Source organism: Pseudomonas sp. KH_050 (genome assembly GCF_057838875.1).
Genome location: NZ_CM174478.1, coordinates 546,694 through 571,254, shown reverse-complemented (window position 1 = coordinate 571,254; position 24,561 = coordinate 546,694). Strand labels below are relative to the sequence as shown.

Annotated in this window: 20 protein-coding genes; 14 read left to right on the top strand and 6 right to left on the bottom strand. The window is 58.9% G+C overall.

Annotated elements, in window-relative coordinates; genetic code table 11:
- Position 1 precedes the first annotated feature (1 nt).
- Together AC3IUA_RS02585 and AC3IUA_RS02580 are read right to left on the bottom strand one after the other, a co-directional pair.
- Positions 2 to 532 (bottom strand): DUF5943 domain-containing protein, encoded by a 531-nt coding sequence (locus tag AC3IUA_RS02585; protein ID WP_150807153.1) that lies wholly within the window; start codon positions 530 to 532, stop codon positions 2 to 4.
- A gap of 76 nt (positions 533 to 608) precedes the next feature.
- On the bottom strand, positions 609 to 1,586 hold the full coding sequence (locus tag AC3IUA_RS02580) for a dipeptidase (protein WP_489358969.1): 978 nt from the start codon (positions 1,584 to 1,586) through the stop codon (positions 609 to 611).
- A gap of 220 nt (positions 1,587 to 1,806) precedes the next feature.
- Here AC3IUA_RS02580 and AC3IUA_RS02575 point away from each other — a divergent pair, with 220 nt between their 5' ends.
- The 3 genes from AC3IUA_RS02575 (at position 1,807) to AC3IUA_RS02565 (ending at position 5,904) form a co-directional block, all read left to right on the top strand.
- Entirely contained in the window at positions 1,807 to 2,208 is a 402-nt protein-coding gene (locus AC3IUA_RS02575; protein WP_489358968.1) for a lysozyme inhibitor LprI family protein, read from the top strand.
- A 253-nt stretch (positions 2,209 to 2,461) separates the two neighbouring features.
- Positions 2,462 to 2,878 carry a DUF3010 family protein gene (locus AC3IUA_RS02570; RefSeq protein WP_489362213.1) on the top strand — a complete coding sequence of 139 codons (417 nt, stop codon included), beginning with the start codon at positions 2,462 to 2,464 and terminating at the stop codon, positions 2,876 to 2,878.
- Positions 2,879 to 3,129: 251 nt separating this feature from the next.
- Positions 3,130 to 5,904 carry an RHS repeat domain-containing protein gene (locus AC3IUA_RS02565; protein ID WP_489358967.1) on the top strand — a complete coding sequence of 925 codons (2,775 nt, stop codon included), beginning with the start codon at positions 3,130 to 3,132 and terminating at the stop codon, positions 5,902 to 5,904.
- A gap of 71 nt (positions 5,905 to 5,975) precedes the next feature.
- On the opposite strand, the gene AC3IUA_RS02560 is transcribed toward AC3IUA_RS02565, so the two are convergent.
- Positions 5,976 to 6,947: a GlxA family transcriptional regulator gene (locus AC3IUA_RS02560; protein ID WP_489358966.1), complete on the bottom strand. Its 972-nt coding sequence runs from the start codon at positions 6,945 to 6,947 to the stop codon at positions 5,976 to 5,978.
- 194 nt (positions 6,948 to 7,141) lie between these two features.
- Here AC3IUA_RS02560 and choX point away from each other — a divergent pair, with 194 nt between their 5' ends.
- The 6 genes from choX (at position 7,142) to AC3IUA_RS02530 (ending at position 12,586) form a co-directional block, all read left to right on the top strand.
- Positions 7,142 to 8,086 carry a choline ABC transporter substrate-binding protein gene (choX, locus tag AC3IUA_RS02555; protein ID WP_489358965.1) on the top strand — a complete coding sequence of 315 codons (945 nt, stop codon included), beginning with the start codon at positions 7,142 to 7,144 and terminating at the stop codon, positions 8,084 to 8,086.
- Between the two features lie 72 nt (positions 8,087 to 8,158).
- Positions 8,159 to 9,046 (top strand): 3-dehydrocarnitine:acetyl-CoA trimethylamine transferase CdhC, encoded by an 888-nt coding sequence (gene cdhC / locus AC3IUA_RS02550; RefSeq protein ID WP_489358964.1) that lies wholly within the window; start codon positions 8,159 to 8,161, stop codon positions 9,044 to 9,046.
- A gap of 110 nt (positions 9,047 to 9,156) precedes the next feature.
- Positions 9,157 to 10,122, top strand: coding sequence for an L-carnitine dehydrogenase (locus AC3IUA_RS02545; protein WP_489358963.1), 966 nt, complete (start codon positions 9,157 to 9,159; stop codon positions 10,120 to 10,122).
- 142 nt (positions 10,123 to 10,264) lie between these two features.
- A complete protein-coding gene (locus AC3IUA_RS02540; RefSeq protein ID WP_489358962.1) occupies positions 10,265 to 10,741 on the top strand; it encodes a thioesterase family protein in 477 nt (158 codons plus the stop codon).
- Between the two features lie 23 nt (positions 10,742 to 10,764).
- A complete protein-coding gene (locus AC3IUA_RS02535) occupies positions 10,765 to 11,928 on the top strand; it encodes a gamma-butyrobetaine dioxygenase (protein ID WP_489358961.1) in 1,164 nt (387 codons plus the stop codon).
- Between the two features lie 394 nt (positions 11,929 to 12,322).
- Positions 12,323 to 12,586 carry a hypothetical protein gene (locus AC3IUA_RS02530; protein WP_489358960.1) on the top strand — a complete coding sequence of 88 codons (264 nt, stop codon included), beginning with the start codon at positions 12,323 to 12,325 and terminating at the stop codon, positions 12,584 to 12,586.
- A 204-nt stretch (positions 12,587 to 12,790) separates the two neighbouring features.
- On the opposite strand, the gene gbdR is transcribed toward AC3IUA_RS02530, so the two are convergent.
- Together gbdR and AC3IUA_RS02520 are read right to left on the bottom strand one after the other, a co-directional pair.
- A complete protein-coding gene (gene gbdR / locus AC3IUA_RS02525; RefSeq protein ID WP_150645519.1) occupies positions 12,791 to 13,894 on the bottom strand; it encodes a choline metabolism transcriptional regulator GbdR in 1,104 nt (367 codons plus the stop codon).
- A 475-nt stretch (positions 13,895 to 14,369) separates the two neighbouring features.
- On the bottom strand, positions 14,370 to 15,746 hold the full coding sequence (locus AC3IUA_RS02520) for an L-serine ammonia-lyase (RefSeq protein ID WP_489358959.1): 1,377 nt from the start codon (positions 15,744 to 15,746) through the stop codon (positions 14,370 to 14,372).
- Between the two features lie 435 nt (positions 15,747 to 16,181).
- Here AC3IUA_RS02520 and AC3IUA_RS02515 point away from each other — a divergent pair, with 435 nt between their 5' ends.
- The 3 genes from AC3IUA_RS02515 to choV all read left to right on the top strand — a co-directional run bounded on the left by AC3IUA_RS02515 (position 16,182) and on the right by choV (position 19,217).
- Positions 16,182 to 17,129, top strand: coding sequence for a choline ABC transporter substrate-binding protein (locus tag AC3IUA_RS02515; RefSeq protein WP_489358958.1), 948 nt, complete (start codon positions 16,182 to 16,184; stop codon positions 17,127 to 17,129).
- 67 nt (positions 17,130 to 17,196) lie between these two features.
- The gene (choW, locus tag AC3IUA_RS02510; RefSeq protein ID WP_489358957.1) at positions 17,197 to 18,042 is read left to right on the top strand and encodes a choline ABC transporter permease subunit; all 846 of its coding nucleotides are present in this window, start codon (positions 17,197 to 17,199) and stop codon (positions 18,040 to 18,042) included.
- A complete protein-coding gene (gene choV, locus AC3IUA_RS02505; RefSeq protein ID WP_489358956.1) occupies positions 18,039 to 19,217 on the top strand; it encodes a choline ABC transporter ATP-binding protein in 1,179 nt (392 codons plus the stop codon). The genes choW and choV overlap by 4 nt, the downstream gene beginning before the upstream one ends.
- A gap of 843 nt (positions 19,218 to 20,060) precedes the next feature.
- Here the strand turns inward: choV and AC3IUA_RS02500 are convergent.
- Positions 20,061 to 22,001 carry a BCCT family transporter gene (locus AC3IUA_RS02500; protein ID WP_489362211.1) on the bottom strand — a complete coding sequence of 647 codons (1,941 nt, stop codon included), beginning with the start codon at positions 21,999 to 22,001 and terminating at the stop codon, positions 20,061 to 20,063.
- Positions 22,002 to 22,380: 379 nt separating this feature from the next.
- Here AC3IUA_RS02500 and betI point away from each other — a divergent pair, with 379 nt between their 5' ends.
- Entirely contained in the window at positions 22,381 to 22,974 is a 594-nt protein-coding gene (betI, locus tag AC3IUA_RS02495) for a transcriptional regulator BetI (RefSeq protein WP_489358955.1), read from the top strand.
- 108 nt (positions 22,975 to 23,082) lie between these two features.
- Complete coding sequence (gene betB / locus AC3IUA_RS02490) at positions 23,083 to 24,555, top strand: betaine-aldehyde dehydrogenase (protein WP_489358954.1); 1,473 nt, start codon at positions 23,083 to 23,085, stop codon at positions 24,553 to 24,555.
- The last annotated feature ends 6 nt before the right edge of the window (positions 24,556 to 24,561 follow it).

The window sequence follows — 24,561 nt, the reverse complement described above, 5'->3', positions numbered from 1 at the left end:
CTTACAACGGCTTGACGGTGAACAAGCCGTCGTCGTGGCCTTCTTCAGAGCCACCGTAAACCTGTTCTGCTACGGTACGGATCGAGCTGCCGCGGGCCTGGAGAATCTGGTCCATGGCGCCGGCGAACCAGCCAGTGAACATGTAATCGACCTTGCGCCCGACCTTGCCGTAGACGTAGACGAACGCCGAATGCTCGAGCTTGACGCTGGCGGTGCCTTTTTCCAGGTCGATGTCCTGGATCTTGAACAGGCCCCAGCCGCGTTGCGACAGGCGTTTCATGTAGTGTTCGAATACCGCGACGCCTTCCAGGCCGTGGCACTCAGCCTCTTTCTCGCACCAGTGCCAGGCGGATTTGTAGCCGGCCTTGTAGAGGATTTCTGCGTAGGCGTCGGCGCCCAGTACTTCTTCGATACCCATGTGATTGTTAACAAAGAAATGACGTGGCACATACAGCATCGGCAGGGCGTCAGAGGTCCAGACACCAGTCTCACTGTCGACTTCGATAGGCAATTGCGGGGCGATCTTGGCCATGGAAACTTAACTCCAGAAAATTCGTTTTGTTGCCCTCTGCGCGGACGGCAGAGGGGGAATGGATTGGGGTTTGGGCTTATTCGCCCCAGACGTCCTTGAGGACTGTCACCCAGTTTTCGCCCATGATCTTGCGCACCACGCGCTCAGGGTGACCGCGCTTGAGCAGGGTCTCGGTGAGGTTCGGGAACTCGCCCACGGTGCGGATGCCCAGCGGGTTGATGATCTTGCCGAAACTGGTCAGACGACGGGCGTAGCCCTTGTCGTGAGTCAGGTACTCGAAGAAGTCCTGGCCATGGCCCTGGGTGAAGTCGGTACCGATACCGATCGCGTCTTCGCCGACGATGTTCATGGTGTATTCGATGGCTTCGGCGTAGTCGTCGATGGTCGAATCAATGCCCTTGGCCAGGAACGGCGCGAACATGGTCACGCCGACGAAACCGCCGTGGTCGGCGATGAACTTCAGCTCTTCATCGGACTTGTTGCGTGGGTGCTCTTTAAGGCCCGACGGCAGGCAGTGGGAATAGCAGACCCGCTTCTTGGACTCGAGGATGACTTCCTCGGAGGTCTTGGAACCGACGTGGGACAGGTCGCACATGACCCCGACGCGGTTCATCTCGGCAACGATCTCGCGACCGAAGCCCGACAGGCCGCCGTCTCGCTCGTAGCAACCGGTGCCCACCAGATTCTGGGTGTTGTAGCACATCTGCACGATACCGACGCCCAGCTGCTTGAAGATCTCGACGTAGCCGATCTGGTCTTCGAAGGCGTGGGCATTCTGGAAGCCGAAGAGAATGCCGGTCTTGCCCTGTTCCTTGGCCTTGCGAATATCAGCGGTGGTACGCACCGGAATCACCAGGTCGCTGTTCTCGCGAATCAGCTTCTGGCTGGCGGCGATGTTATTGACGGTGGCCTGGAAGCCCTCCCACACCGACACGGTGCAGTTGGCCGCGGTCAGACCGCCCTTGCGCATGTCTTCAAACAGCTCACGGTTCCACTTGGCAATAATCAGCCCGTCGATAACGATGCTGTCGGCGTGCAATTCGGCTGGGCTCATCAGGCTGTCCCCTATTAGCGATTCATGCGCCGAATCGTCTGCCGGCGCTTTGGGGTCAGCATATGCCTGAGGGCTGGGGCAGCCGGGTGCAAAAACGACAGGGGAATTGCCGAAAGCGTCAATCCGCGACAAAGGGTCTCAAGACACGACCAAAGCTCATCTGTTCTTTGCCTTGCGCTTGGGCCAGAATTCGCCGCATCAACGAATTTGGGGCGACGCAATGAAATCGATCTTCCTGGCTTTGGCACTAATAGCGACCGCCGCACAGGCGGCTGAAGAAGCCGATATCACGCCGTGCGATGAAGTGGAACATGAGCAACAGACTCTGGAATGCGCGACGTTCAACAAAACGACTGCCGAACAATTGCTCAACGACAACGTCCAGGCCCTGTTCGAGCGACTGGGTACCCTGTATGGCAACGACAAGGCCCAGCTCAACGACATCACCGGCAAAGTTAAAAATGCCCAGCAACTGTGGCAAAAACAACGCGATGCCGACTGTGCAGTGGAATCCTTCCCTGCCAAACCCGGCAGCAAGGCCTACACCATTGCGCAAAATGATTGTGTGGCGCGGATGAGTGACGAACGGTCGGAATTCCTGGAGTCGATCGGGCAGGAGTGACGGTTTTGGGCAACCTTCGCGCCCACAGGCTGCACCGACGCTGTTGTCGGCATGCCTGAGTCCGCGGACACCGGGGCGAAAACCCAGGCTGGATACCGATCAGCGCCCACTGTCAGAAATAACAGTCTTGAGTATTGACTGACGAATGGTCTCCGGTATCAGATCCGCAAACGCCACCCTCAAGATGACTTCACACTTCAAGTACGTCACCATCGATGGCCAAACCGGTTCACTCACAGGGGTCCATCCTTCCATGAAAGTCTGCGGCATCGAAATCAAAGCCAGCGAGGCAATCATCGCCGTCGCCTCCCTCGACAATCGGCTCCTGACCCACGTCGCCCTGGCCACCAAGAAAATCGCCCTCGACGACGATGACGAAGCCGCCAACGTCAAAATATTTGCCGCTCAGGTTGGGTCTTTTGTTCGCGAAAACTCCATCGACCGGATCGCCATCAAAAAGCGCAGCAAGAAAGGCGAATTCGCCGGCGGCCCGACCACCTTCAAGATCGAAGGGATTTTCCAGTTGCTGGAAAACTGTGACGTCACCCTGCTCTCCCCGCAGACCATCAACGCGCAGAACAAGAAATTCGACTTCGAACTGCCGGCGACGCTGAACAAGTATCAACATGAAGCTTACAAGGCGGCATGTTCGGCGCTAATGAAGAAGTAAGTGAGGCGTTTTCTAGTGATTCATACCCGATTATTGACCTGACTACATTTTATAGTCGCGGCAATAATGGGGTATGAATGGAAGCCACCACGGCTATCCCTATCACGTCGACAGCCCCCGGTTTCCTTGACCTCGAACCGCTACTGACTTTACTTAGGGTAAACGTCCACCTCAAAACACTGCACACCTGTTATTTCTGACAGTAGGCAGCCTCTCCCAAAAAGCGCACATTCGAACTTGTCCTAGATTGAATGCTCGCTTATCAGATGACCATAATCTCGCAAGTGAATCTTCATGGCGCCACACCGACTCTTTCGGTAATAGACCCACGCGGCCTGCAGATTCGAAGCGTGGCTTATCATCGCTCCCATCCAGATCAGACATCTGAGGCACGCATCACCCGCCAGGCTTTCGACACTGGCGCACGCCCGGTGGCTAGTTGGGACTCACGTTTACTGGCAGCTCAGAGCGAACCGAATCTGGCGACAACATTCTCCCTTTCCGTTCAGCCATTACTGACCAAAAGCGTCGATGCCGGCTGGCGGTTGAAGCTTCTGGGAGAGGCGGACGAAATGCTTTGTGAATGGGATGGTCGACAAAACCTGCGCCAGATCGAGTACGACAGATTGCTACGCCCTGTTGCGGTGTTGGAACAAGCTGCCAACGAGTTCCCATCCGTAACCGAGCGGTTGACCTACGCCGATGGCAGAATTGAATTCTCTGCGCATAATCAATGCGGGCAATTGATTCGCCACGACGACACGGCAGGCTGCCTTTGCATCAATGATTACAGCCTGGCGGGTTCTAAATTGAACGAGTCCCGGCGATTCATGAATGACCTGCCGACCCCGAATTGGCCAGCCGCTGAGACTGATCGCGATAAAAAACTCGAAGTCGAGACCGCAACTACTCAGTGGCAATTCAACGCCATGGGCGATGTGCTGATCCAGACCGATGCACGGGGCAATCAACAGGTACTGGCGCATAACGTCGCCGGCCAGATCGATCAGATCCAACTGAAACGCAAGAACTTGCCCGACAAAACGCTGCTCAGCACTATTATCTACAGTGCCACAGGCCAGATCGAACGTGAGACTGCGGGCAATGGTGTCGAGACGACGCGGCGTTATGAGGCCCAAAGTGATCGCCTGCTACAACTCACCTCAAGCCGTCCCGGCCACCTCTTTCAGGATTATTGCTACCTCTATGATCCGGTCGGCAATATCACCAGCATCCGGGACTCCGTGCAGGCTATCCGTTATTTCAGGAATCAGCGCACGGAACCTGCCAACACTTATCAATACGACACGCTTTATCAATTGATTGAAGCGACCGGTCGCGAATCCATCCCGGCAAGCCAAGGCCCCGAACTGCCCGAATTGCAAAAACCTGTCATCGATCCAAAGCGGATGGGTTCTTATAAACAGACATTTTCCTACGACCCTGCAGGCAATCTGCACACCCTCGTCCATGAAGGCAGCCGCTGCTACACCCGAGAGATGGTAACGGCGCCTTTCAGTAACCGTAGCCTGTTGAAAACACCGAATGGTGAACCGGACTTCATCAAGAGCTTCGACAGCAACGGCAATCTTCAGACCTTAATACCTGGCGCACAGGCCATGCGCTGGAACACGCGAAACCAATTGAGTGAAGTCATTCAGGTCGCCAGAGAGGATGCGCAGAACGACAACGAACTTTATTGCTACGACGGCCACGGCCAGCGGCTACGCAAGGTCCTCAGCACCAGAACCAAATCTGCAACCCGAACGTCCGAAGTACGTTATTTGCCAGGCCTGGAAGTCCATTACAGCGGCACTGCCGAGGTACGTCATGTGGTAAGCATTGAGGCCGGCACCAGCAGCGTGCGGGTATTGCATTGGAATGAAATACCTCCCAAGAACATCGCCAATGACCAGATCCGTTACAGCCTGGGCGACCTTCTGGGTTCCAGCATGCTAGAGCTGGACGAGGATGCAGCCCTGTTAAGCCAGGAAGGTTACTACCCCTTCGGCGGTACAGCCTGGTGGGCAGCCCGGAATGAAACTGAAGCCAAGTACAAAAGCATTCGTTACTCCGGGAAAGAGCGAGATGCAACCGGACTTTACTACTATGGACTTCGATATTACGCCCATTGGTTACAGCGCTGGGTCAATCCGGATCCGGCAGGAGACATCGATGGGTTGAACAGGTACCGGATGGTTCATAACAATCCGCTGAGATTCAAGGACCGCGAAGGCCTCGCGCCGGTCGAGCCCCTGAATGAATTCGAAAGAAAGATGGCCGCGGCCGGACAGTCGATACTTTACCGACGCGCAGATCACTTACCTGACGATGAGAAGGCCGAGTTCCTCGAAGATTTTGCAGTGATGGTCGATTTCACCAAAAAAGCGATTGCCGCTCTCGCAGGTCCTCTGCTGTCGGATAAGACGCAGGAAAAACTGAGGCACATTTACGGTCCATACATGGATGAGCAACACCTGAATATCGCTGCGCGTGTTGCTAGAAAAAAACTTAAGCAAACCCTTCGCGGCGCGTTAAATGACCAGGCCAAAGGTGAACGTTTTGTATTCACCGAGAACAACCCCCTAAAACCAGAGCAACGTGCACACCGGGTAAAATCCAGGAGTCAGGGGTCGGACTTTATCTACTTTCACCTCAAGGCTCGCCAACAATCAGCTTCACGAAGAGCGGGGACGATGTTTCATGAACTCAGCCATGTTCATGCTAAAACCAAGGACTTTTGGTATCTGTTTTCCGATTCATCGCGCGACGATACGGAAGCAACTATTGAGGGCAACATGAATGACGCACTTGAGAAATCCCTGGCGATTGCCAGCAACTCACCTGACCGCTCAAAAATCAAAGAAAAGAACAAACCTGCGTTCCAGAAACTCATTTCAAATGCACGAGCAACTTCCCAGGCAAAAGCAAGTCTGCCGTGGAACGCACAAATAGCGATCACAACTCACAACGCTGATAGCTTGACTGCCCTCGCCCTTCAATTCAGGCGCGAGCCCACTCACTAAAGATAGGTGCGTGCAGCACCAAGCAGCCCCCTCCAAGACCTAAACGCGATCAGTCGTTGTGCGCTGCATTGTCACTGCGCATCCGCTTCCACGCCTTGCCGATCCCCCACCCCCCGCCGATCCTCCCGCGGACAACGCGCAAACCGCGCCCGATAACTCCTGGTGAAATACGATGGCGATTCAAAGCCACAGGCAATGCTCACCTCCAGCACGCTCATGTCAGTCTGGCGCAGCAGCTGCCGGGCCTTCTCCAGGCGCAAGCCCAGGTAGAAGTTGCTCGGTGTGTCATTGAGGTGCAGGCGGAACAGTCGCTCCAGCTGGCGACGAGTCACCTTGATCGAGTCCGCCAGCTCCAGAGTGCTCAGGGGCGGTTCGCTGTGTTGTTCCATTTCGCCAATCACATGTGCCAGCTTCTTGTTGCTGATGCCGTAGCGGGTGGCGATCTGCATGCGCTGGTGGTCTTTGCGCGGGCGGATCCGGCCGAGTACGAATTGTTCGGACACCTGGATCGCCAGTTCCGGGCCATGGGCCTGGCCAATCAGATCGAGCATCAGGTCGATGGAGGCGGTGCCGCCGGCGGAGGTGATGCGCCGGCGGTCGATTTCGAAGAGTTCCTGAGTCACTTCCAGCTGTGGATAAGATTCCTTGAAGGCATCGATGGCTTCCCAATGCAGGGTGACCCGATGGCCTTCGAGCAGGCCGGCCTCGGCCAACAGCACACTGCCGGTGTCGATCCCGCCGAGGATCACGCCTTCATGGTCGAGACGGCGCAGCCAGTGCTCCAGAGCGGGCGTGGCAAATTTCAGCGGTTCAAATCCGGCCACTACCAATAAGGTCGCCCCCTTCTTCAACGGTTCCAGCGCCGCATCGGCATTGACCGACATGCCATTGCTGGCCAGCACCGCTCCGCCATCGCCGCTCAGCACATGCCAGCGGTACAGCTCGCCACGAAAGCGGTTGGCCACGCGCAGCGGTTCGATGGCCGAGATAAAGCCGATGGCCGAGAAACCCGGCATCAACAAGAAGTAGAAATCCTGGGACATGGAGCGCACTCGGTTGGCGGGTAGCGTGTGGACGTTGATACGCCAGTTGCACGCGGCATTCAAGAGCGCAGGTCGCTGCAGTGCAAGAGCTGGTCGCCGCAGTGCTCTTTCACGGGCCTTGAGCTGCGTAACTTGGCATCACCGGCGCACGAAGATGCCGGAACCCACAATAACGATCTGCCGAGGAACCCTCCATGAAACGACTGATCAGCAGCTGTGTCCTTGCACTCAGCGGTACCGCTTTCTTGAGTTCCGGCGCCATGGCGGCCGACGCCGCCGCGTGCCAGAACGTGCGCATGGGCGTGGTGAACTGGACCGACGTAATCGCCACCAGTGCCATGACCCAAGTCCTGCTCGACGGCCTCGGCTACAAGACCAAACAAACCAGCGCCTCCCAGCAAATCATCTTCGCCGGCATCCGCGACCAGCGCCTGGACATGTTCCTTGGCTACTGGAATCCGTTGATGACCCAGACCATCACCCCGTTCGTCGATGGCAAGCAAGTCAAAGTCCTGGCCGAGCCAAGCCTCAAAGATGCCCGCGCCACCCTGGCAGTACCGACCTACCTCGCCGACAAAGGCCTGAAAACTTTCGCCGACATCGCCAAATTCGAGAAAGAGCTGGGCGGCAAGATCTACGGCATCGAGCCTGGCTCAGGCGCCAACACCCAGATTAAAGCGATGATCGCCAAGAACCAGTTCGGTCTCGGCAAATTCCAGTTGGTCGAATCCAGTGAAGCCGGGATGTTGTCGGCGGTGACCCGGGCGGTGAAACGCAACGAGGCCATCGTGTTCTTCGGCTGGGCGCCGCACCCGATGAACGTCAACCAGAAAATGACCTACCTCACCGGCAGCCAGGACGCCCTCGGCCCGAATGAAGGCATGGCTACCGTCTGGACCGTCACCGCGCCGAACTACGCCGAGCAATGCCCGAACGTCAGCCGCCTGCTGAGCAACCTGACCTTCACCGCCGAGGACGAGAGCCGGATGATGCAACCGCTGCTCGATCACAAAGACGCGTTCGAATCAGCTAAACAGTGGCTCAAGGATCACCCGCAAGACCAGCAGCGCTGGCTTGAAGGCGTGACCACTTTCGACGGCAAGCCGGCTGCTGAAAACCTGAAACTGACCAGCAAATAACCCGCCCCAAATCAATCTGCGCAGCGCCAAACGGCTGCGCAGTGACTCACACCGTCTGAAGGAAACCGCCTCATGAACCACGACGTCATCATCACCTGCGCACTCACCGGTGCTGGCGACACGACCGGCCGAAGCCCACACGTGCCGGTCACCCCGAAACAAATCGCCGCTGCCGCAGTGGAAGCCGCCAAGGCCGGCGCCACCGTGGTCCACTGTCACGTTCGCGACCCCGAAACCGGCAAGTTCAGCCGTGACGTGGCGCTGTACCGCGAACTGATGGAGCGCATTCGCGAAGCGGACGTCGACATCATCGTCAACCTCACCGCGGGCATGGGCGGCGACCTCGAAATCGGCGCCGGTGAAAACCCGATGGAGTTCGGCCCTAACACCGACCTGGTGGGCCCCCTGACCCGCCTGGCCCACGTTGAAGCTCTGCTGCCGGAAATCTGCACGCTGGACTGCGGCACCCTGAATTTCGGCGACGGCGACACTATTTACGTCTCCACACCGGCGCAACTGCGCGCTGGCGCCAAACGCATTCAAGAACTGGGCGTGAAGGCCGAGCTGGAAATCTTCGACACCGGTCACTTGTGGTTCGCCAAACAGATGATCAAGGAAGGCTTGCTGGACGATCCGCTGTTCCAGCTGTGCCTGGGCATCCCATGGGGCGCGCCGGCCGACACCACCACCATGAAAGCCATGGTCGACAACCTGCCGGCCAATGCGGTCTGGGCCGGGTTCGGCATCGGCCGCATGCAAATGCCGATGGCGGCTCAAGCGGTACTGCTCGGCGGCAATGTGCGGGTCGGCCTGGAAGATAACCTCTGGCTGGACAAAGGCGTGCTGGCGACCAACGGCCAACTGGTCGAACGCGCTTCGGAAATCCTCAGCCGCCTGGGCGCCCGCGTCCTGAGCCCGGCTGAAGGCCGGGCAAAAATGGGTCTGACCAAGCGCGGCTAACCCGAACTTACACCTCATCTGTGGGAGCAGGCGTATGTGGCGAGGGGCTTGCCCCCTCGCCACACAAGCCCGCTCTCACAGGGGACCACCGAACCATTCAGGAAGTCACCATGAGCTTTATCACCGAAATCAAAACTTTCGCGGCGCTGGGCAGCGGTGTCATCGGCAGCGGCTGGGTGTCCCGCGCCCTCGCCCACGGCCTGGACGTCGTGGCCTGGGACCCGGCGCCGGGCGCCGAAGCAGCCTTGCGCAAGCGCGTCGCCAATGCCTGGGGCGCGCTTGAGAAACAAGGGCTCGCACCGGGTGCTTCGCAAGACCGGCTGCGTTTTGTCGCGACCATTGAAGAGTGCGTGAAGGACGCCGATTTCATTCAGGAAAGCGCTCCGGAACGCCTGGAACTGAAACTTGAACTGCACGGCAAAATCAGCGCCGCGGCCAAGCCCGACGCACTGATCGGCTCCAGCACATCTGGCCTGCTGCCGAGCGAGTTCTACGAGGGTTCGACCCATCCGGAACGCTGCGTGGTCGGTCATCCGTTCAACCCGGTATACCTGTTGCCGCTGGTGGAAGTGGTCGGTGGCAAAAACACTGCGCCAGAAGCGGTACAGGCGGCGATGAAAGTCTACGAATCCCTGGGGATGCGCCCGCTGCATGTGCGCAAGGAAGTCCCGGGATTCATTGCCGACCGCCTGCTCGAAGCCTTATGGCGTGAGGCACTGCACCTGGTCAACGATGGCGTGGCGACTACCGGCGAAATCGACGATGCGATTCGATTTGGAGCGGGTCTGCGCTGGTCGTTCATGGGCACATTCCTGACTTACACCCTGGCCGGTGGCGACGCCGGTATGCGGCACTTCATGGCCCAGTTCGGCCCGGCACTGAAACTACCCTGGACCTATCTGCCGGCGCCGGAACTGACCGACAAGCTGATCGACGACGTGGTCGACGGCACCAGCGAGCAACTCGGCAAACACAGCATTTCGGCCCTGGAGCGCTATCGTGATGATTGCCTGCTGGCGGTGCTTGAGGCGGTGAAGATCACAAAGGCCAAGCATGGGATGGCGTTTAGCGAATAACCCGCCAGCAGGCCCGCCCCCATCGCGAGCAAGCTCGCTCCCACAGGTGACCGAGTTCTATCAGAGGCATGCGGTTAAATGTGGGAGCGAGCTTGCTCGCGATAGCATCAGTCCAGTCACTACCAATGTCGGAACCCACACCATGCCAACCCTCACCACCTACAAAACCACCATCATCCCCGACTGGGTCGACTACAACGGCCACCTGCGCGACGCGTTTTACCTATTGATCTTCAGCTATGCCACCGATGCGCTGATGGATCAACTGGGCATGGACAGCGACAACCGCGAAGCCAGCGGCAACTCACTATTTACCCTCGAACTGCACCTCAACTATCTGCACGAGGTGAAACTTGGCGCCGAAGTCGAGGTACACACCCAGATCATCGGTCACGACCGCAAACGCCTGCACCTCTATCACAGCCTGCACCTGGTCGGTGAAGAACAGGAGCTGGCGGGCAACGAGCAAATGCTGTTGCACGTCGACCTCGCCGGCCCACGCTCCGCGCCATTCAGCGAAGCAGTGCTGAACAAATTGCGGGCCATTACTGCACTACAGACCGATCTGCCAAGACCGGCCTACATTGGCCGGGTAATTGGCCTGCCAGCGGAAAAATAACAAGCCAAAAACAAGGAGACCGCATGAACACCGCCGCCGCTTTTGCCGACTTCCGCAGTTATCCACTGATCAGTGCCCTGACCGCCGCGCAATCCCTGGCGGATCGGGTTCAGGTGCAGTGGGCCGACGGCCGATCAAGCCCGTTTCACCATCAGTGGCTACGGGACAACTGCCCGTGTCCGACCTGCGTCTATAGCGTGACTCGTGAGCAGGTGCTGGAAATCGTCGACGTCGCCGAAGACCTGGCGCCCTTCCTGACCCATATCGATGACGACGGTTGCCTGTGCATCGAGTGGCAGGATGGCCACGGCAGCCGCTTCGATCCCGGTTGGTTGAGAGCTCATGCTTATGACGATCAATCTCGTGCCGAACGGCGCGCCGGCCGGCCAAAAAGCCAATTATGGAACAGCGAACTGAAGCTGCCGGTATTCGAGTATCAAGCCGTGATGGACGATCCCCAGGCGCTGCTGCAATGGCTGCTGGCGCTGCGTGATATCGGCCTCACACAAGTACGTGGCGTGCCCACCGAACCAGGCTCGCTGACGCAGATTGCCAAGCGCATTTCCTTTATCCGCGAGAGTAACTTCGGCGTGCTGTTCAACGTGCAATCCAAGGCCGACGCCGACAGCAATGCTTACACCGCTTTCAACCTGCCGCTGCACAGCGACTTGCCGACCCGCGAGTTGCAACCGGGGCTGCAATTTCTGCATTGTCTGGTCAATGAGGCGGACGGTGGCGAGAGCATTTTTGTCGATGGTTTTGCGATCGCCCAAGCCTTGCGCCAGGAAGATCCGCAAGCCTTTCACAGCCTCTGCGAAATCCCCGTGGAATTTCGCAACAAGGACCGCCATAGCGACTACCGCTGCCTGGCGCCAATCATTGCTCTGGATGCGCTTGGCCAGGTCAGCGAGATCCGCATGGCCAACTTTCTGCGCGGGCCGTTCGACGCATCGGCGGAACAAATGCCCAGGCTGTATCAGGCCTATCGCCGCTTTATCGCCATGACCCGCGAGGCACGCTTTCGCCTGATAACCCGACTCAACCCCGGCGAAATGTGGTGCTTCGACAATCGCCGCACCCTCCACGCCCGCAACGCCTTCGACCCCGCCACCGGCGCCCGGCACTTCCAGGGTTGCTACATTGACCGTGATGAGTTGTTGTCGCGGATATTGGTGTTGCAGCGCTAGACCTCGTCATCGTTCATCGCGAGCAATCGAGCGTCGACCGGCTGCTCCCACAGGATATGCATTGTCCTTGTGGGAGCAGCGGTGCGGCGATCCGGCTTGCTCCCAGGCAACACACATCGACCTGAATACCCCAACACCCGGACAAAAAAAGCCCCGATCAAGCCGTGACAAGATCGAGGCAGAGGTTTGTTGCTGAGGAGCTTTGCGCGGAGGGTGACCAAACCGTTCGACACATGAGCTGAGTCCAGTGTGCCCACTCATATCCCCTGTGAGTTAGCCGAAAACGACCTGTTCATAGTCATTGCGGCCATAACGACAAATCGCCCTTGCCGAGGCCCTCGGGTGCCAACCAGAATCGGGCCACGACCACACTCCCTGAATAAGGATAAGAGTCATGATGCACGCAGATTTGATTGACCAGGATGACCTGCTGGGCCAGTTGAGAGCCCTGGGTTTTGAAATGCCGGCAGGTGCGACCGCCGACCAGGCTTGCGAATACGCGGTACGCGGTTTGAGCGATGCCCGGGCCAAGGCACTCAAAGGCATGGTTGAGCAGATGCTCACCGGCAACGCGACCATCCTCCCCGCCGTGCGCCAGGCTATCGACCAGCAATTGTTGCCAGCTTTGGCGCAGTACAAACAAAGACGTAGCGCTTGATTGATCACCGCTCCCGCTAATGCTGGAGCAGCAGATGACACCGACCTGTGGCGAGGGGGCTTGCCCTCGCTGGGCTGCGAAGCAGTCCTGAAATCGGCTGATGCATTTTTGTCAGGTAAAACGCATCAGCCGGATTTGCGACCGCTACGCGCTCGAGCGGGAGCAAGCTCCCTCGCCACAAAAAGCCCGCTCGGTCCAGCAGCCCTACAGCCTCACACTGGCAAACGTCGACTCATTCCTTGCCTGGCTCAACGCAGACAGTGGTCCGGACAACGGGGCCAGTACCAATGCCTGTGGAAGCGGCAACATTGCCACCTGTTGAGCAGTGTTGGAGCCGACGCGTTCATCACGTGGTGGAATGCCGAAATATTCGCGGTAGCACTTGGAGAAGTGCGGCGTTGAGACGAAGCCACAGACCGAGGCCACTTCGATGATCGACATGGGCGTTTGCTTGAGCAGCTGCCGCGCGCGGATCAGGCGCAGTTTCAGGTAATAGCGCGACGGCGAGCAGTGCAGGTATTTCTGGAACAGGCGCTCCAGCTGACGTCGCGACACGGCGACGTACACCGCCAGTTCGTCGAGATCGATCGGCTCTTCCAGGTTGGCTTCCATCAACGCGACGATTTCCTGCAACTTCGGCTGGTTGGTGCCGAGCATGTGCTTGAGCGGTACGCGCTGGTGATCCTGCTCATTACGAATGCGTTCGTAGACGAACATCTCGGAGATCGCTGCCGACAGCTCACGACCGTGATCGCGACTGATCAGGTGCAGCATCATGTCCAGCGGCGCGGTGCCGCCGGAGCTGGTGAAACGGTTGCGGTCGAGGGTGAACAAACGGGTGCTCATGGAGACCCGCGGGAATGCTTCCTGCATCGACGCCAGGCATTCCCAGTGCACGCTGCAATCAAAGCCGTCCAGCAGGCCGGCGCAGGCCAGCGCCCAGCTACCGGTGCAGACCGCACCGAGGCGACGGGACTGACGCGCCTGGCTTTGCAGCCATGACACGTGTTCACGGGTCACAGTGCGCTGAATACCCACACCGCCGCAGACAATGATGGTGTCCATGGCGGGCGCTTTGTGCATCGAGGCGTCGGGGGTGATTTGCAAGCCATCGCTGGCCCAGACCTGGCCGCCGTCAGCGGTGAGGGTCGTCCAGCGATACAGCTCGCGACCGGACAATTGGTTGGCCATGCGCAGGGGTTCTACTGCGGAAGCCAAAGAAATAAGCGTGAAATTGTCCAGCAGCAAAAAGCCGATGGATTGAGGCGCACGGTTCTGGGGTTGGGCCCCGGAGTTGAACGACGTCATCGCGGTATCTCCTCACACAAAGCGGGTGATGGCCTCAGGCGGAGGCTCTTGTTATTGCCATCGTTCTCGCGTGGGAGACGGGCTTTGTTATGACAGAGCAATTGCCATGCCTAAAGTTGAATGCGTATTCAATAACTCCTGAAAACGACGTCGCGATGTGTCTATACACGCCGTGCGCCGAGTGGGGTTATGTGTGCCAACAAGGCAGGCAAGTGCTCTAGCCCGTTGCGTTTGAGCAAATCGGTAGCACTTTTGGGAACGACGTTGAGAACCGTCGTAATGGAGTGTCACCAGAAGCACGGGCGACCGACGGTCAGGGTCGAATTCGAGCCCTGACCTGAGGATGTTTCTCTTATCTGTAAACGACGCGCCAAAAAGCGGCGCTTATTCGAATCAGTGTTCACTTAACGCGCAGTTTTGCCAGGTCTGGCCTCATCGCGATTGGGAGCACCCCGGTATCACAGCCTGAACCGACTCAACACTCCACCGCACTCACCGCCAACCCACCCCGCGATGTCTCCTTGTATTTATCGTGCATGTCAGCCCCGGTATCGCGCATGGTACGGATCACCCGGTCCAGGGAGATGAAGTGCTGACCATCTCCACGCAAGGCCATCTGCGCGGCATTGATCGCCTTCACTGCAGCAATCGCATTGCGCTCGATGCACGGCACTTGCACCAGGCCGCCGACCGGATCGCAGGTCAGGCCCAGGTTGTGTTCCAGGCCGATTTCCGCCGCGTTGCAGAGTTGCTCCGGGGTCGCGCCGAGAATTTCCGCGAGCCCGGCCGCGGCCATGGCGCAGGCCGAACCGACCTCGCCCTGACAACCGACCTCGGCCCCGGAAATCGAGGCGTTCTTTTTACACAGAATCCCCACTGCCGCCGCACTGAGGAAATAGTCGACGACATTCGCCTCGGTCACCACTTCGCTGAATTTCATGAAATAGTGCAGCACCGCCGGGATGATCCCCGCTGCGCCGTTGGTCGGTGCGGTGACCATGCGCCCACCAGCGGCATTTTCTTCATTGACCGCCAGGGCGAACAGGTTGACCCACTCCATGGCGCTCAGGGTCGAGCCGATCACATTGGGTTTGTTCAACTCCAGCAGGCTGCGATGCAGCTTGGCCGCGCGGCGCCGTACATTCAGCCCACCCGGCAAGATGCCTTCGTGCTTGAGCCCTTGCTCGACACAATCCTGCATGGCGCGCCAGAGCGTCATCAGACCGCTGCGAATCTCTTCCTCCGAGCGCCAGACCTTCTCGTTGGCCAGCATCAGTTCGGCAACGCGCAGGTTGTGCTTCTGGCAGAGGCTGAGCAATTCGACCGCGCTGGAGAAGTCGTATGGCAGCTCGGTGCGATCAAGGTCCGCCACACCACTGCTGGCTTGCGCCTCATCGACGACAAAACCGCCGCCGATCGAGTAATAGGTGTCGCGATGCAGCTCGCCATTCTGACCTTCGGCGATCAGGGTCATGGCATTGGGGTGAAACGGCAGGTTCTCATCGATCAGGCGCATGTCTCGCGCCCAAACGAAGGGAACCGGTAAACGACCGTCGAGCAGCAAGGTGTCGGTTTCGCGCAGGGTCTCGATACGCACGCCGATCTGCGACGGATCGATAGCATCCGGCCATTCGCCCATCAGGCCCATGATCACCGCATTGTCGCTGCCGTGACCGATACCGGTGGCCGACAGCGAGCCATAAAGCTGAACTTCAACTCGCCGCACCTGTTCCAGCACATTGTGTTCACGCAAAACCTGCACGAAGAGCGCGGCTGCGCGCATCGGCCCAACCGTATGCGAACTGGACGGGCCGATACCAATCTTGAACAGGTCAAACACACTGATAGCCATTACCGCAAACCTCCTGATGAGCACACTCCAGGCGCCAAGGCGCCCGGTGACGGAGCTGCTACGCTCAACGCCGAGACCCCCGCATCATCAGGCTTTTGCAGCAAGGCACGACGTCTCACACCGACCCACTCATGCTCACTAACGTCGCTATCTGCCAACCGCAGGTTCTGGCCGTTTTTTGCGGTGCAGATGGGCAAAAAGTGCGGTTGCCGGGCTGAAAAAACCTGTAAACGACGTCACCGACACTGGATGCGACCCTCCCTGTACTGGATACGACTCCCCCTGTAGGCGTCAGATTTTCACTGGTACATGATCGTATCGACTCGATTGCAAGGCGCCGTGGCAGAGCAGTCCCCAAAACGCCATCCAACCGCAACATATAAGCGCGGTCGTCCAGTTGGAACACCGCCGAAAAAAACACCAAGGAGTCCACCCATGAAAGGTTCCCAGTCGTTGTTGTTGGCCGCCATGCTGAGTCTGCCGGTTCTGGCTCAAGCCGCAGAACCGGCTCAATGCAGCACCGTAAACTTCTCCGATGTCGGTTGGACCGACATTACGGTCACCACCGCGACCACCAGCGTCGTCCTCGATGCGCTGGGCTACAAAACCAAGACCACGATGATTTCCGTGCCAGTGACCTACAAGTCTCTGGCCGACGGCAAGAACATGGACATCTTCCTCGGTAACTGGATGCCGACCATGGAGAACGACATCAAGGCCTACCGCGAAGCCGGCACCGTGGACACCGTGCGCGCCAACCTGGAAAACGCCAAATACACCCTGGCCGTGCCAGAAGACCTGTACAACAAGGGCCTGAAGGACTTCGCCGACATTGCCAAGTTCAAGAAGGAACTCGACGGCAAAATCTACGGCATCGAACCGGGCAACGACGGTAACCGCCTGATCCAGAGCATGATCGACAAGAACGCTTTCGGCCTCAAGGACGCCGGCTTCAAGGTGGTCGAGTCCAGCGAAGCAGGCATGCTCTCGCAGGTCGATCGCGCTCAGCGCCGCAACACCGCGGTGGTCTTCCTGGGCTGGGAACCGCACCCGATGAACACTCGCTTCAAGATGAAGTACCTGACTGGCGGTGACGACTTTTTCGGCCCCAACTTCGGCCAGGCAACCATCTACACCAACACCCGCAAGGGCTATACACAGGAATGCAGCAACGTTGGCCAGTTGCTGAAAAACCTGTCGTTCACCTTGAACATGGAAAGCACCCTGATGGGCAACGTCCTGGACGACAAGATGAAGCCTGATGTAGCAGCCAAGGCCTGGCTGAAGAAAAACCCGGAGGTGCTCGACACCTGGCTGGCTGGCGTGACCACCATTGACGGTAAACCAGGCCTGGAGGCCGTTAAAGCCAAGCTGGCGAAGTAACCGCAGGCTCCCGGCGGGTTCGCCCGCCTGGATACGTAATTTTCCTTGCATGTGGACGTTCAATACCATGCTGACTGATCAAAAAATTCCCCTGGGCCAGTACATCTCTGCCTTCGTTGAATGGTTGACGCAAAATGGCGCCAGCACTTTCGATGCGATCGCCGTGACACTGGAAACGATGATCCACGGCGTGACGTTTGCGCTGACCTGGTTCAATCCGCTGGCATTGATCGGCCTGATCGCGCTACTGGCACATTTCATTCAACGCAAATGGGGTCTCACGGCCTTTGTCGCACTGTCCTTCCTGCTGATCCTGAACCTGGGATACTGGCAGGAAACCATGGAGACCCTGGCCCAGGTGCTGTTCGCGACACTGGTCTGTGTGGTCATCGGCGTGCCTCTGGGCATAGTCGCGGCGCACAAGCCGATGTTCTACACTTTCATGCGTCCGGTACTCGATCTGATGCAGACCGTACCGACCTTCGTTTATCTCATTCCTACCCTGACCCTGTTCGGCCTGGGTGTGGTACCTGGTCTGATTTCAACGGTGGTGTTCGCGATTGCCGCGCCCATCCGCCTGACCTACCTGGGTATCCGCGATGTACCGCAAGAGTTGATGGACGCCGGCAAGGCCTTTGGCTGCTCGCGACGTCAGTTGCTCTCGCGCATTGAACTGCCCCACGCCATGCCAAGCATCGCTGCCGGCATCACCCAGTGCATCATGCTCTCACTGTCGATGGTGGTGATTGCCGCGCTGGTGGGTGCTGATGGCTTGGGTAAACCCGTGGTCAACGCACTGAACACTGCCGATATCGCCCTGGGCTTCGAAGCCGGCCTGGCGATCGTATTGCTGGCGATCATGCTCGACCGTATCTGCAAACAACCCGACGCTAAGGTAGGGGGTGAGGCATGAGCATAATCCGCTTCGACAAGGTAGACGTTGTCTTCTCCAAAGATCCGCGTGAGGCCCTCAAGCTGCTGGACCAGGGCATGACGCGTGACCAGATCCTGAAACAGACCGGGCAGATTGTCGGTGTCGAAAAGGCCAGCCTGGACATCGATAAAGGCGAAATCTGTGTACTGATGGGCCTCTCCGGTTCCGGCAAATCCAGCCTGCTGCGCTGCATCAACGGGTTGAACACCGTCAGCCGCGGGCAACTGTTCGTCGAGCATGAAGGCAGGCAAATCGACATCGCCTCCTGCACCCCGGCCGAACTTAAAATGATGCGCACCAAGCGCATCGCCATGGTCTTCCAGAAGTTCGCCCTGATGCCTTGGCTGACGGTGCGCGAGAACATCAGTTTCGGCCTCGAGATGCAGGGCCGGCCCGAGAAGGAACGGCGCAAGCTGGTCGATGAAAAGCTTGAACTGGTGGGCCTGACCCAATGGCGCAACAAGAAGCCCGATGAACTCTCCGGCGGTATGCAGCAACGAGTCGGCCTGGCCCGTGCGCTGGCGATGGACGCCGACATCCTGCTGATGGACGAACCCTTCTCGGCACTCGACCCGCTGATCCGCCAGGGCCTGCAGGATGAATTGCTGGAACTGCAAAACAAGCTGAACAAAACCATCGTGTTCGTCAGCCACGACCTCGATGAAGCCCTGAAGCTGGGCAGCCGGATCGCGATCATGAAAGACGGCCGGATCGTCCAGTACAGCAAGCCGGAAGAAATCGTGCTGAACCCGGCCGATGACTACGTACGGACCTTTGTCGCCCATACCAATCCGCTCAACGTCCTCTGCGGTCGCAGCCTGATGCGCACCCTGGATAACTGCAAACGCATCAACGGCTCTGTATGCCTGGACCCGGGCGGCGACTCCTGGCTCGACCTGGCCGAAGGCAACACCATCAAGGGCGCACGCCAGAACGGCGCCAGCCTTGATCTGCAGAACTGGGTACCGGGTCAGGCAGTGGAAGGCCTGGGCCGTCGGCCAACCCTGGTGGACTCCAGCATCGGCATGCGCGAAGCGCTGCAGATCCGCTACCAGACCGGCAACAAACTGGTGCTGCATGACAACCAGCATGTGGTCGGGATACTCGGCGACAGCGAGCTCTACCACGCGTTGCTAGGGAAGAATCTGGGGTAAGGACAGCCCACACAAAAACGCCGCGATGATCGCGGCGTTTTTGTTTTATCGGTCATGGACGGTTTCGCTGCGATCTTTTGATCCGGCATTGGTGGCGCCGCCGAAAAGATCGCAGCCTGGCGGCAGCTCCTACGCGCCGACCGGGTACACCCGCAATGGGGTGGGTATACACAAACCCCTGTAGGAGCTGCCGCAGGCTGCGATCTTTTGATCCGGCATTGGCGGCGCCGCCGAAAAGATCGCAGCCTGGCGGCAGCTCCTACGCGCCGACCGGGTACACCCGCAATGGGCTGGGTATACACAAACCCCTGTAGGAGCTGCCGCAGGCTGCGATCTTTTGATCCGGCATTGGCGGCGCCGCCGAAAAGATCGCAGCCTGGCGGCAGCTCCTACGCGCCGACCGGGTACACCTGCAATGGGGCGGTGTACACAACCCCCGTAGGAGCTGCCGCAGGCTGCGATCTTTTGATCCGGCATTGGTGGCGCCGCCGAAAAGATCGCAGCCTGGCGGCAGCTCCTACGCGCCGACCGGGTACACCTGCAATGGGGCGGTGTACACAACCCCCGTAGGAGCTGCCGCAGGCTGCGATCTTTTGATCCTGCATTGGTGGCGCCGCCGAAAAGATCGCAGCCTGCGGCAGCTCCTACGCGCCGACCGGGTACACCCGCAATGGGGTGGGTGTACACAAACCTTCGTAGGCGCTGCCGCAGGCTGCGATCTTTTGATCCGGCATTGGTGGCGCCGCCGAAAAGATCGCAGCCTGGCGGCAGCTCCTACGCGCCGACCGGGTACACCCGCGATGGGCTGGGTGTACACAAACCTCCACCGCGCCCACTCAAATCCTAGCTATACACCCGGCCAAGGAGCTGCCGATGGCTTTCAAACTGATCGAGCACGTCACGGGTGATCTGATCCTGAGTGAAGCCCATCAAGTCATAGTCCTGACTGCCGTTGTGCAGATACACCTCGGCGCGGTAGTAACGCTGACGCGCCTCATCGGACTGAGCCGATTCGGTCGGCGTCGCAAGATAACCTTCCAGGCTCACTTCGTAGACAAAAGGGTTGCCCTCTTCCATCTCCAGCCGCACGCCCATGCAACGCTTGGCCTTGCCCAACAACGTTTGCACGTCCAGACCTTGAGCACGCAGTTGAGCAGCGGCATCTTCCAACGCCGGGCTGACGTGCTTGTCCATGAAACGCTGAACAATCGATTGGCTCGGTTGCAGGTCCAACTGGGTCAATCGCTCACTGAAACCACGGCGACCGCGAGCGGCCAGTTCCGCTTGCTCCTGTTCAATCTGCACGTCCTGGCGCATGGCCTTGTGCAAGCCGAACATGAACAGCACCAGCACCACCGAGAACGGCAGCCCCGCCAGCACCACCATGGTTTGCATGGCTTCGAAGTTGCCGGCAAACAACAGGCCGATGGTCACCAGGGTGATAACCACCGACCAGAAGATCCGCAGCCAGTGCGGCGCGTCTTCGTCGACATTGCCGCCCTTGCAGGACAGGTTGGCCATCATCACCGCACCGGAATCCGCCGGGGTCAGAAACAGCACGAAGCCGACAAAGATCGACACACCGATCACGATCTTCGACGCCGGGTAGTGCTCAAGCAGCTGGTAGATCGCCATGGATGGTTGCTCCAGGGCTGTTCGCCCGAGTTCCACCGCCCCATGGTTCATCACCAGGTCCAGCGCCGAGTTGCCGAAGATCGACAGCCAGGCCAGTGTGAAGCCCAGTGGAATCAGCAACACGCCGGCCACCAGTTCACGCACCGTACGGCCACGGGAAATACGCGCGATGAACATGCCGACGAATGGGGCCCAGGAAATCCACCAGGCCCAGTAGAACAGAGTCCACAGGCCCAGCCAGCGGTCGGACTTGTCGCTGTCGCCTTCGTACACATAGAGGTCGAAGGTCTTCAACACCACACCGTTGAGGTAGTCGCCGATGTTTTGCACAAAGCCGTTGAGCAGGTGCAGGGTCGGGCCAAACAGCAGCACGAAAATCAGCAGACCGCTGAACAGCACGATGTTCAGGTTGGACAACCGGCGGATGCCGTTTTCCACGCCGGACACAGCCGCGATGGTCGCGACGGTGCTCATCACGATGATTACGATCAGCAGGTTGGTGTTGCTGTGTTCCATGCCGAACAGGTTTTCCAGCCCCGACGACACCTGCAGCGAGCCTATCCCCAGGTTAGTCACCAGGCCCAGCAGGGTCACGAACATGCCAAAGCCGTCCACCGCATGACCGGCCGCGCCCTTGACCCAACGCTCGCCCACCAGCGGGTACAGCGCCGAACGCAGGGCCAGCGGCTGGTTATGACGATAAGCAAAGTAGGCCACGGCCAGACCGACCAGCGCGTAGATCGCCCAGCCATGCAGGCCCCAGTGCAGGAACGTCAATTGCACCGCCTGACGCGCGGCGAGGTTGCTGCCCGCGACACCTTCCGGTGGATTGAAATAGTGGTCCAGCGGCTCCGACGCCCCGAAGTACAGCAGCGAGATGCCGATACCGGACGAGAACAGCATCCCGGCCCAGGCGCCATAACTGAAGTCCGGGGTGTCGTCCTTGCTGCCCAGCTTGAGCTTGCCGTAGGACGAAAACGCCAGGCCAATGACGAACACCAGATAGGCGGCGATCACCACCATGTAGTACCAGCCGAAGCTGCGGGACAACCAGGCCTGGGCAATGCCGAGCATTCTGCCGGCCTCTTGCGGGGCGATGATCAGAATGGCGGTCAATAGCAGGATCAGCGCGGTAGAGGTGTAGAACACCCAACCGTTGACCGTCACCTTCTCGGGCGGGGTCTTTATAAGAGAGGCAGAACTCATGGCACAGATGCTCCAGGCAGTGCGAGAGAAGAACACAAGGCAACGCGTTACCCGACCAATCGATTAGTTGGCAGCCGACCGGCGGGTGATATAAAGACACCCCGAAAAAAGCCCGAAGCCCGGGAGCGCTAGTGCGCTTGGGTTTCGAGCGTTTTCAGATGTCGTTTTTCCGCTAACTACGCGTAGGAAAAATCTGTAGGCAGCGACGATTTGTCGCAGATCTTATTCTTTGTTGATTGAACGTTCAATCAAAACAAAATAGACTGGCCTTCAATCCGATAGACGTTTTGCGTCTGCCGGAAGGCCTAAGGAGATGTGCAAGATGCCCAAGGTCGGTATGCAACCCATCCGCCGCCAGCAATTGATCGAAGCCACATTGCAGGCCGTCGATCAGGTCGGAATGGGGGACGCCAGCATTGCGCTGATCGCCCGTTTGGCCGGTGTCTCGAACGGCATCATCAGTCACTACTTTCAGGACAAGAACGGCCTGATCGCTGCCACGGCGCAGTATCTGATGAGTGTCCTCAGCGAGAACGTCACCGCGCGCCGGCAGGCGCTGGCAGATAACAGCCCCCGGGCGCATCTGCAGGTGATTATCGAAGGCAACTTCGACGCCAGCCAGGTCAATGGCCCGGCAATGAAAACCTGGCTGGCCTTCTGGGCCACCAGCATGCACCACCCGTCTTTGCACAGGTTGCAGCGGATCAACGATCACCGTCTGTATTCCAACCTGTGCTGCCAGTTCCGCCGTGTGTTGCCGCTTGATCAAGCGCGCAGCGCCGCCCGCGGCCTGGCAGCCCTCATTGACGGTTTGTGGTTGCGCGGCGCGCTGTCAGGAGATGCTTTCGACACCGGGCAGGCGCACCAGATCGCTTACGAATACATGGATTTCCAACTGGCCAAGCAGGTGAGTTAGAGCACACATAAAACGCTCAGCCCCTGAACGCTACCGATGGGCGATGCCAACTGCTTTACGGCACGCCTGGTGGTCAACGCCAACCACTTATGCACTTGCGAGGACACTATGGCCCGTTTCGAACTGCAAAAACTTTACATCGATGGCGGTTACTCCGACGCCAGCAGCGACGCCACCTTCGAAGCCATCAACCCGGCTAACGGTGAAGTCCTCGCAAAAGTACAGCGTGCGACCAAAGAAGACGTTGAGCGCGCTGTAGTCAGCGCTGAAAAAGGCCAGAAAATCTGGGCCGCGATGACCGCCATGGAGCGTTCGCGCATCCTGCGTCGCGCCGTGGATATCCTGCGCGAACGCAACGATGAACTGGCCGCCTTGGAAACCCTGGACACCGGCAAGTCGTACTCCGAAACCCGCTACGTCGACATCGTTACCGGCGCTGACGTGCTGGAGTATTACGCAGGCCTGGTTCCAGCCATCGAAGGCGAGCAGATCCCGCTGCGCACCACTTCTTTCGTCTACACCCGTCGCGAGCCGCTGGGCGTCGTGGCCGGTATCGGCGCATGGAACTACCCGATCCAGATCGCCCTGTGGAAATCCGCACCTGCCCTGGCGGCCGGTAACGCGATGATCTTCAAGCCAAGCGAAGTCACTTCCCTGACGACCCTGAAACTGGCCGAGATCTACACCGAAGCAGGCCTGCCAGCGGGCGTGTTCAACGTTCTGACCGGCAGCGGCCGTGAAGTCGGCACCTGGCTGACCGAGCATCCGCGCATCGAAAAAATCTCCTTCACCGGTGGTACCGACACCGGCAAGAAGGTCATGGCCAGCGCTTCCGGCTCCTCGCTGAAAGACGTGACCATGGAACTGGGCGGCAAATCCCCGCTGATCATTTTCGACGACGCCGACCTCGATCGCGCCGCCGACACCGCGATGATGGCCAACTTCTATAGCTCCGGTCAGGTCTGCACCAACGGCACCCGCGTGTTCGTACCGAGCCACCTGAAAGCCGCTTTCGAAGCCAGGATCGTTGAGCGTGTGGCGCGCATCCGCATCGGCAACCCGCAAGACGAGAACACCAACTTCGGCCCGCTGGTCAGCTTCGCCCACATGGAAAGCGTGCTGGGTTACATCGCCAAAGGTAAGGAAGAAGGCGCTCGTGTGCTGTGCGGCGGTGATCGTCTGACCGACGGCGAATTCGCCAAAGGCGCCTTCGTGGCACCGACCGTGTTCACCGACTGCACCGACGACATGACCATCGTTCGCGAAGAAATCTTTGGCCCGGTGATGAGCATCCTCACCTACGAAACCGAAGAAGAAGTGATCCGTCGCGCCAACGACACCGACTTCGGCCTGGCGGCCGGTGTCGTCACCAAGGACCTGAACCGCGCTCACCGCGTGATTCACCAGCTGGAAGCCGGTATCTGCTGGATCAACGCCTGGGGCGAGTCCGACGCCAAAATGCCGGTCGGCGGCTACAAGCAGTCGGGCGTGGGCCGTGAGAACGGGATCAGCTCGCTGAACAACTTCACGCGCATCAAATCGGTACAGGTCGAGCTGGGCGATTACGCCTCGGTTTTCTGATCTGAC

What these genes read in the sequence shown, in the direction of transcription:
- AC3IUA_RS02540 (WP_489358962.1), top strand. Translation starts at nt 10,265, where the DNA reads ATGCCAACCCTCACCACCTACAAAACCACCATCATCCCCGACTGGGTC.
- AC3IUA_RS02535 (WP_489358961.1), top strand. Translation starts at nt 10,765, where the DNA reads ATGAACACCGCCGCCGCTTTTGCCGACTTCCGCAGTTATCCACTGATC.
- AC3IUA_RS02565 (WP_489358967.1), top strand. Translation starts at nt 3,130, where the DNA reads ATGCTCGCTTATCAGATGACCATAATCTCGCAAGTGAATCTTCATGGC.
- AC3IUA_RS02570 (WP_489362213.1), top strand. Translation starts at nt 2,462, where the DNA reads ATGAAAGTCTGCGGCATCGAAATCAAAGCCAGCGAGGCAATCATCGCC.
- betI (WP_489358955.1), top strand. Translation starts at nt 22,381, where the DNA reads ATGCCCAAGGTCGGTATGCAACCCATCCGCCGCCAGCAATTGATCGAA.
- AC3IUA_RS02515 (WP_489358958.1), top strand. Translation starts at nt 16,182, where the DNA reads ATGAAAGGTTCCCAGTCGTTGTTGTTGGCCGCCATGCTGAGTCTGCCG.
- AC3IUA_RS02575 (WP_489358968.1), top strand. Translation starts at nt 1,807, where the DNA reads ATGAAATCGATCTTCCTGGCTTTGGCACTAATAGCGACCGCCGCACAG.
- choW (WP_489358957.1), top strand. Translation starts at nt 17,197, where the DNA reads ATGCTGACTGATCAAAAAATTCCCCTGGGCCAGTACATCTCTGCCTTC.
- choV (WP_489358956.1), top strand. Translation starts at nt 18,039, where the DNA reads ATGAGCATAATCCGCTTCGACAAGGTAGACGTTGTCTTCTCCAAAGAT.
- cdhC (WP_489358964.1), top strand. Translation starts at nt 8,159, where the DNA reads ATGAACCACGACGTCATCATCACCTGCGCACTCACCGGTGCTGGCGAC.
- AC3IUA_RS02580 (WP_489358969.1), bottom strand. Translation starts at nt 1,586, where the DNA reads ATGAGCCCAGCCGAATTGCACGCCGACAGCATCGTTATCGACGGGCTG.
- betB (WP_489358954.1), top strand. Translation starts at nt 23,083, where the DNA reads ATGGCCCGTTTCGAACTGCAAAAACTTTACATCGATGGCGGTTACTCC.
- AC3IUA_RS02585 (WP_150807153.1), bottom strand. Translation starts at nt 532, where the DNA reads ATGGCCAAGATCGCCCCGCAATTGCCTATCGAAGTCGACAGTGAGACT.
- gbdR (WP_150645519.1), bottom strand. Translation starts at nt 13,894, where the DNA reads ATGACGTCGTTCAACTCCGGGGCCCAACCCCAGAACCGTGCGCCTCAA.
- AC3IUA_RS02545 (WP_489358963.1), top strand. Translation starts at nt 9,157, where the DNA reads ATGAGCTTTATCACCGAAATCAAAACTTTCGCGGCGCTGGGCAGCGGT.
- AC3IUA_RS02520 (WP_489358959.1), bottom strand. Translation starts at nt 15,746, where the DNA reads ATGGCTATCAGTGTGTTTGACCTGTTCAAGATTGGTATCGGCCCGTCC.
- AC3IUA_RS02530 (WP_489358960.1), top strand. Translation starts at nt 12,323, where the DNA reads ATGATGCACGCAGATTTGATTGACCAGGATGACCTGCTGGGCCAGTTG.
- choX (WP_489358965.1), top strand. Translation starts at nt 7,142, where the DNA reads ATGAAACGACTGATCAGCAGCTGTGTCCTTGCACTCAGCGGTACCGCT.
- AC3IUA_RS02560 (WP_489358966.1), bottom strand. Translation starts at nt 6,947, where the DNA reads ATGTCCCAGGATTTCTACTTCTTGTTGATGCCGGGTTTCTCGGCCATC.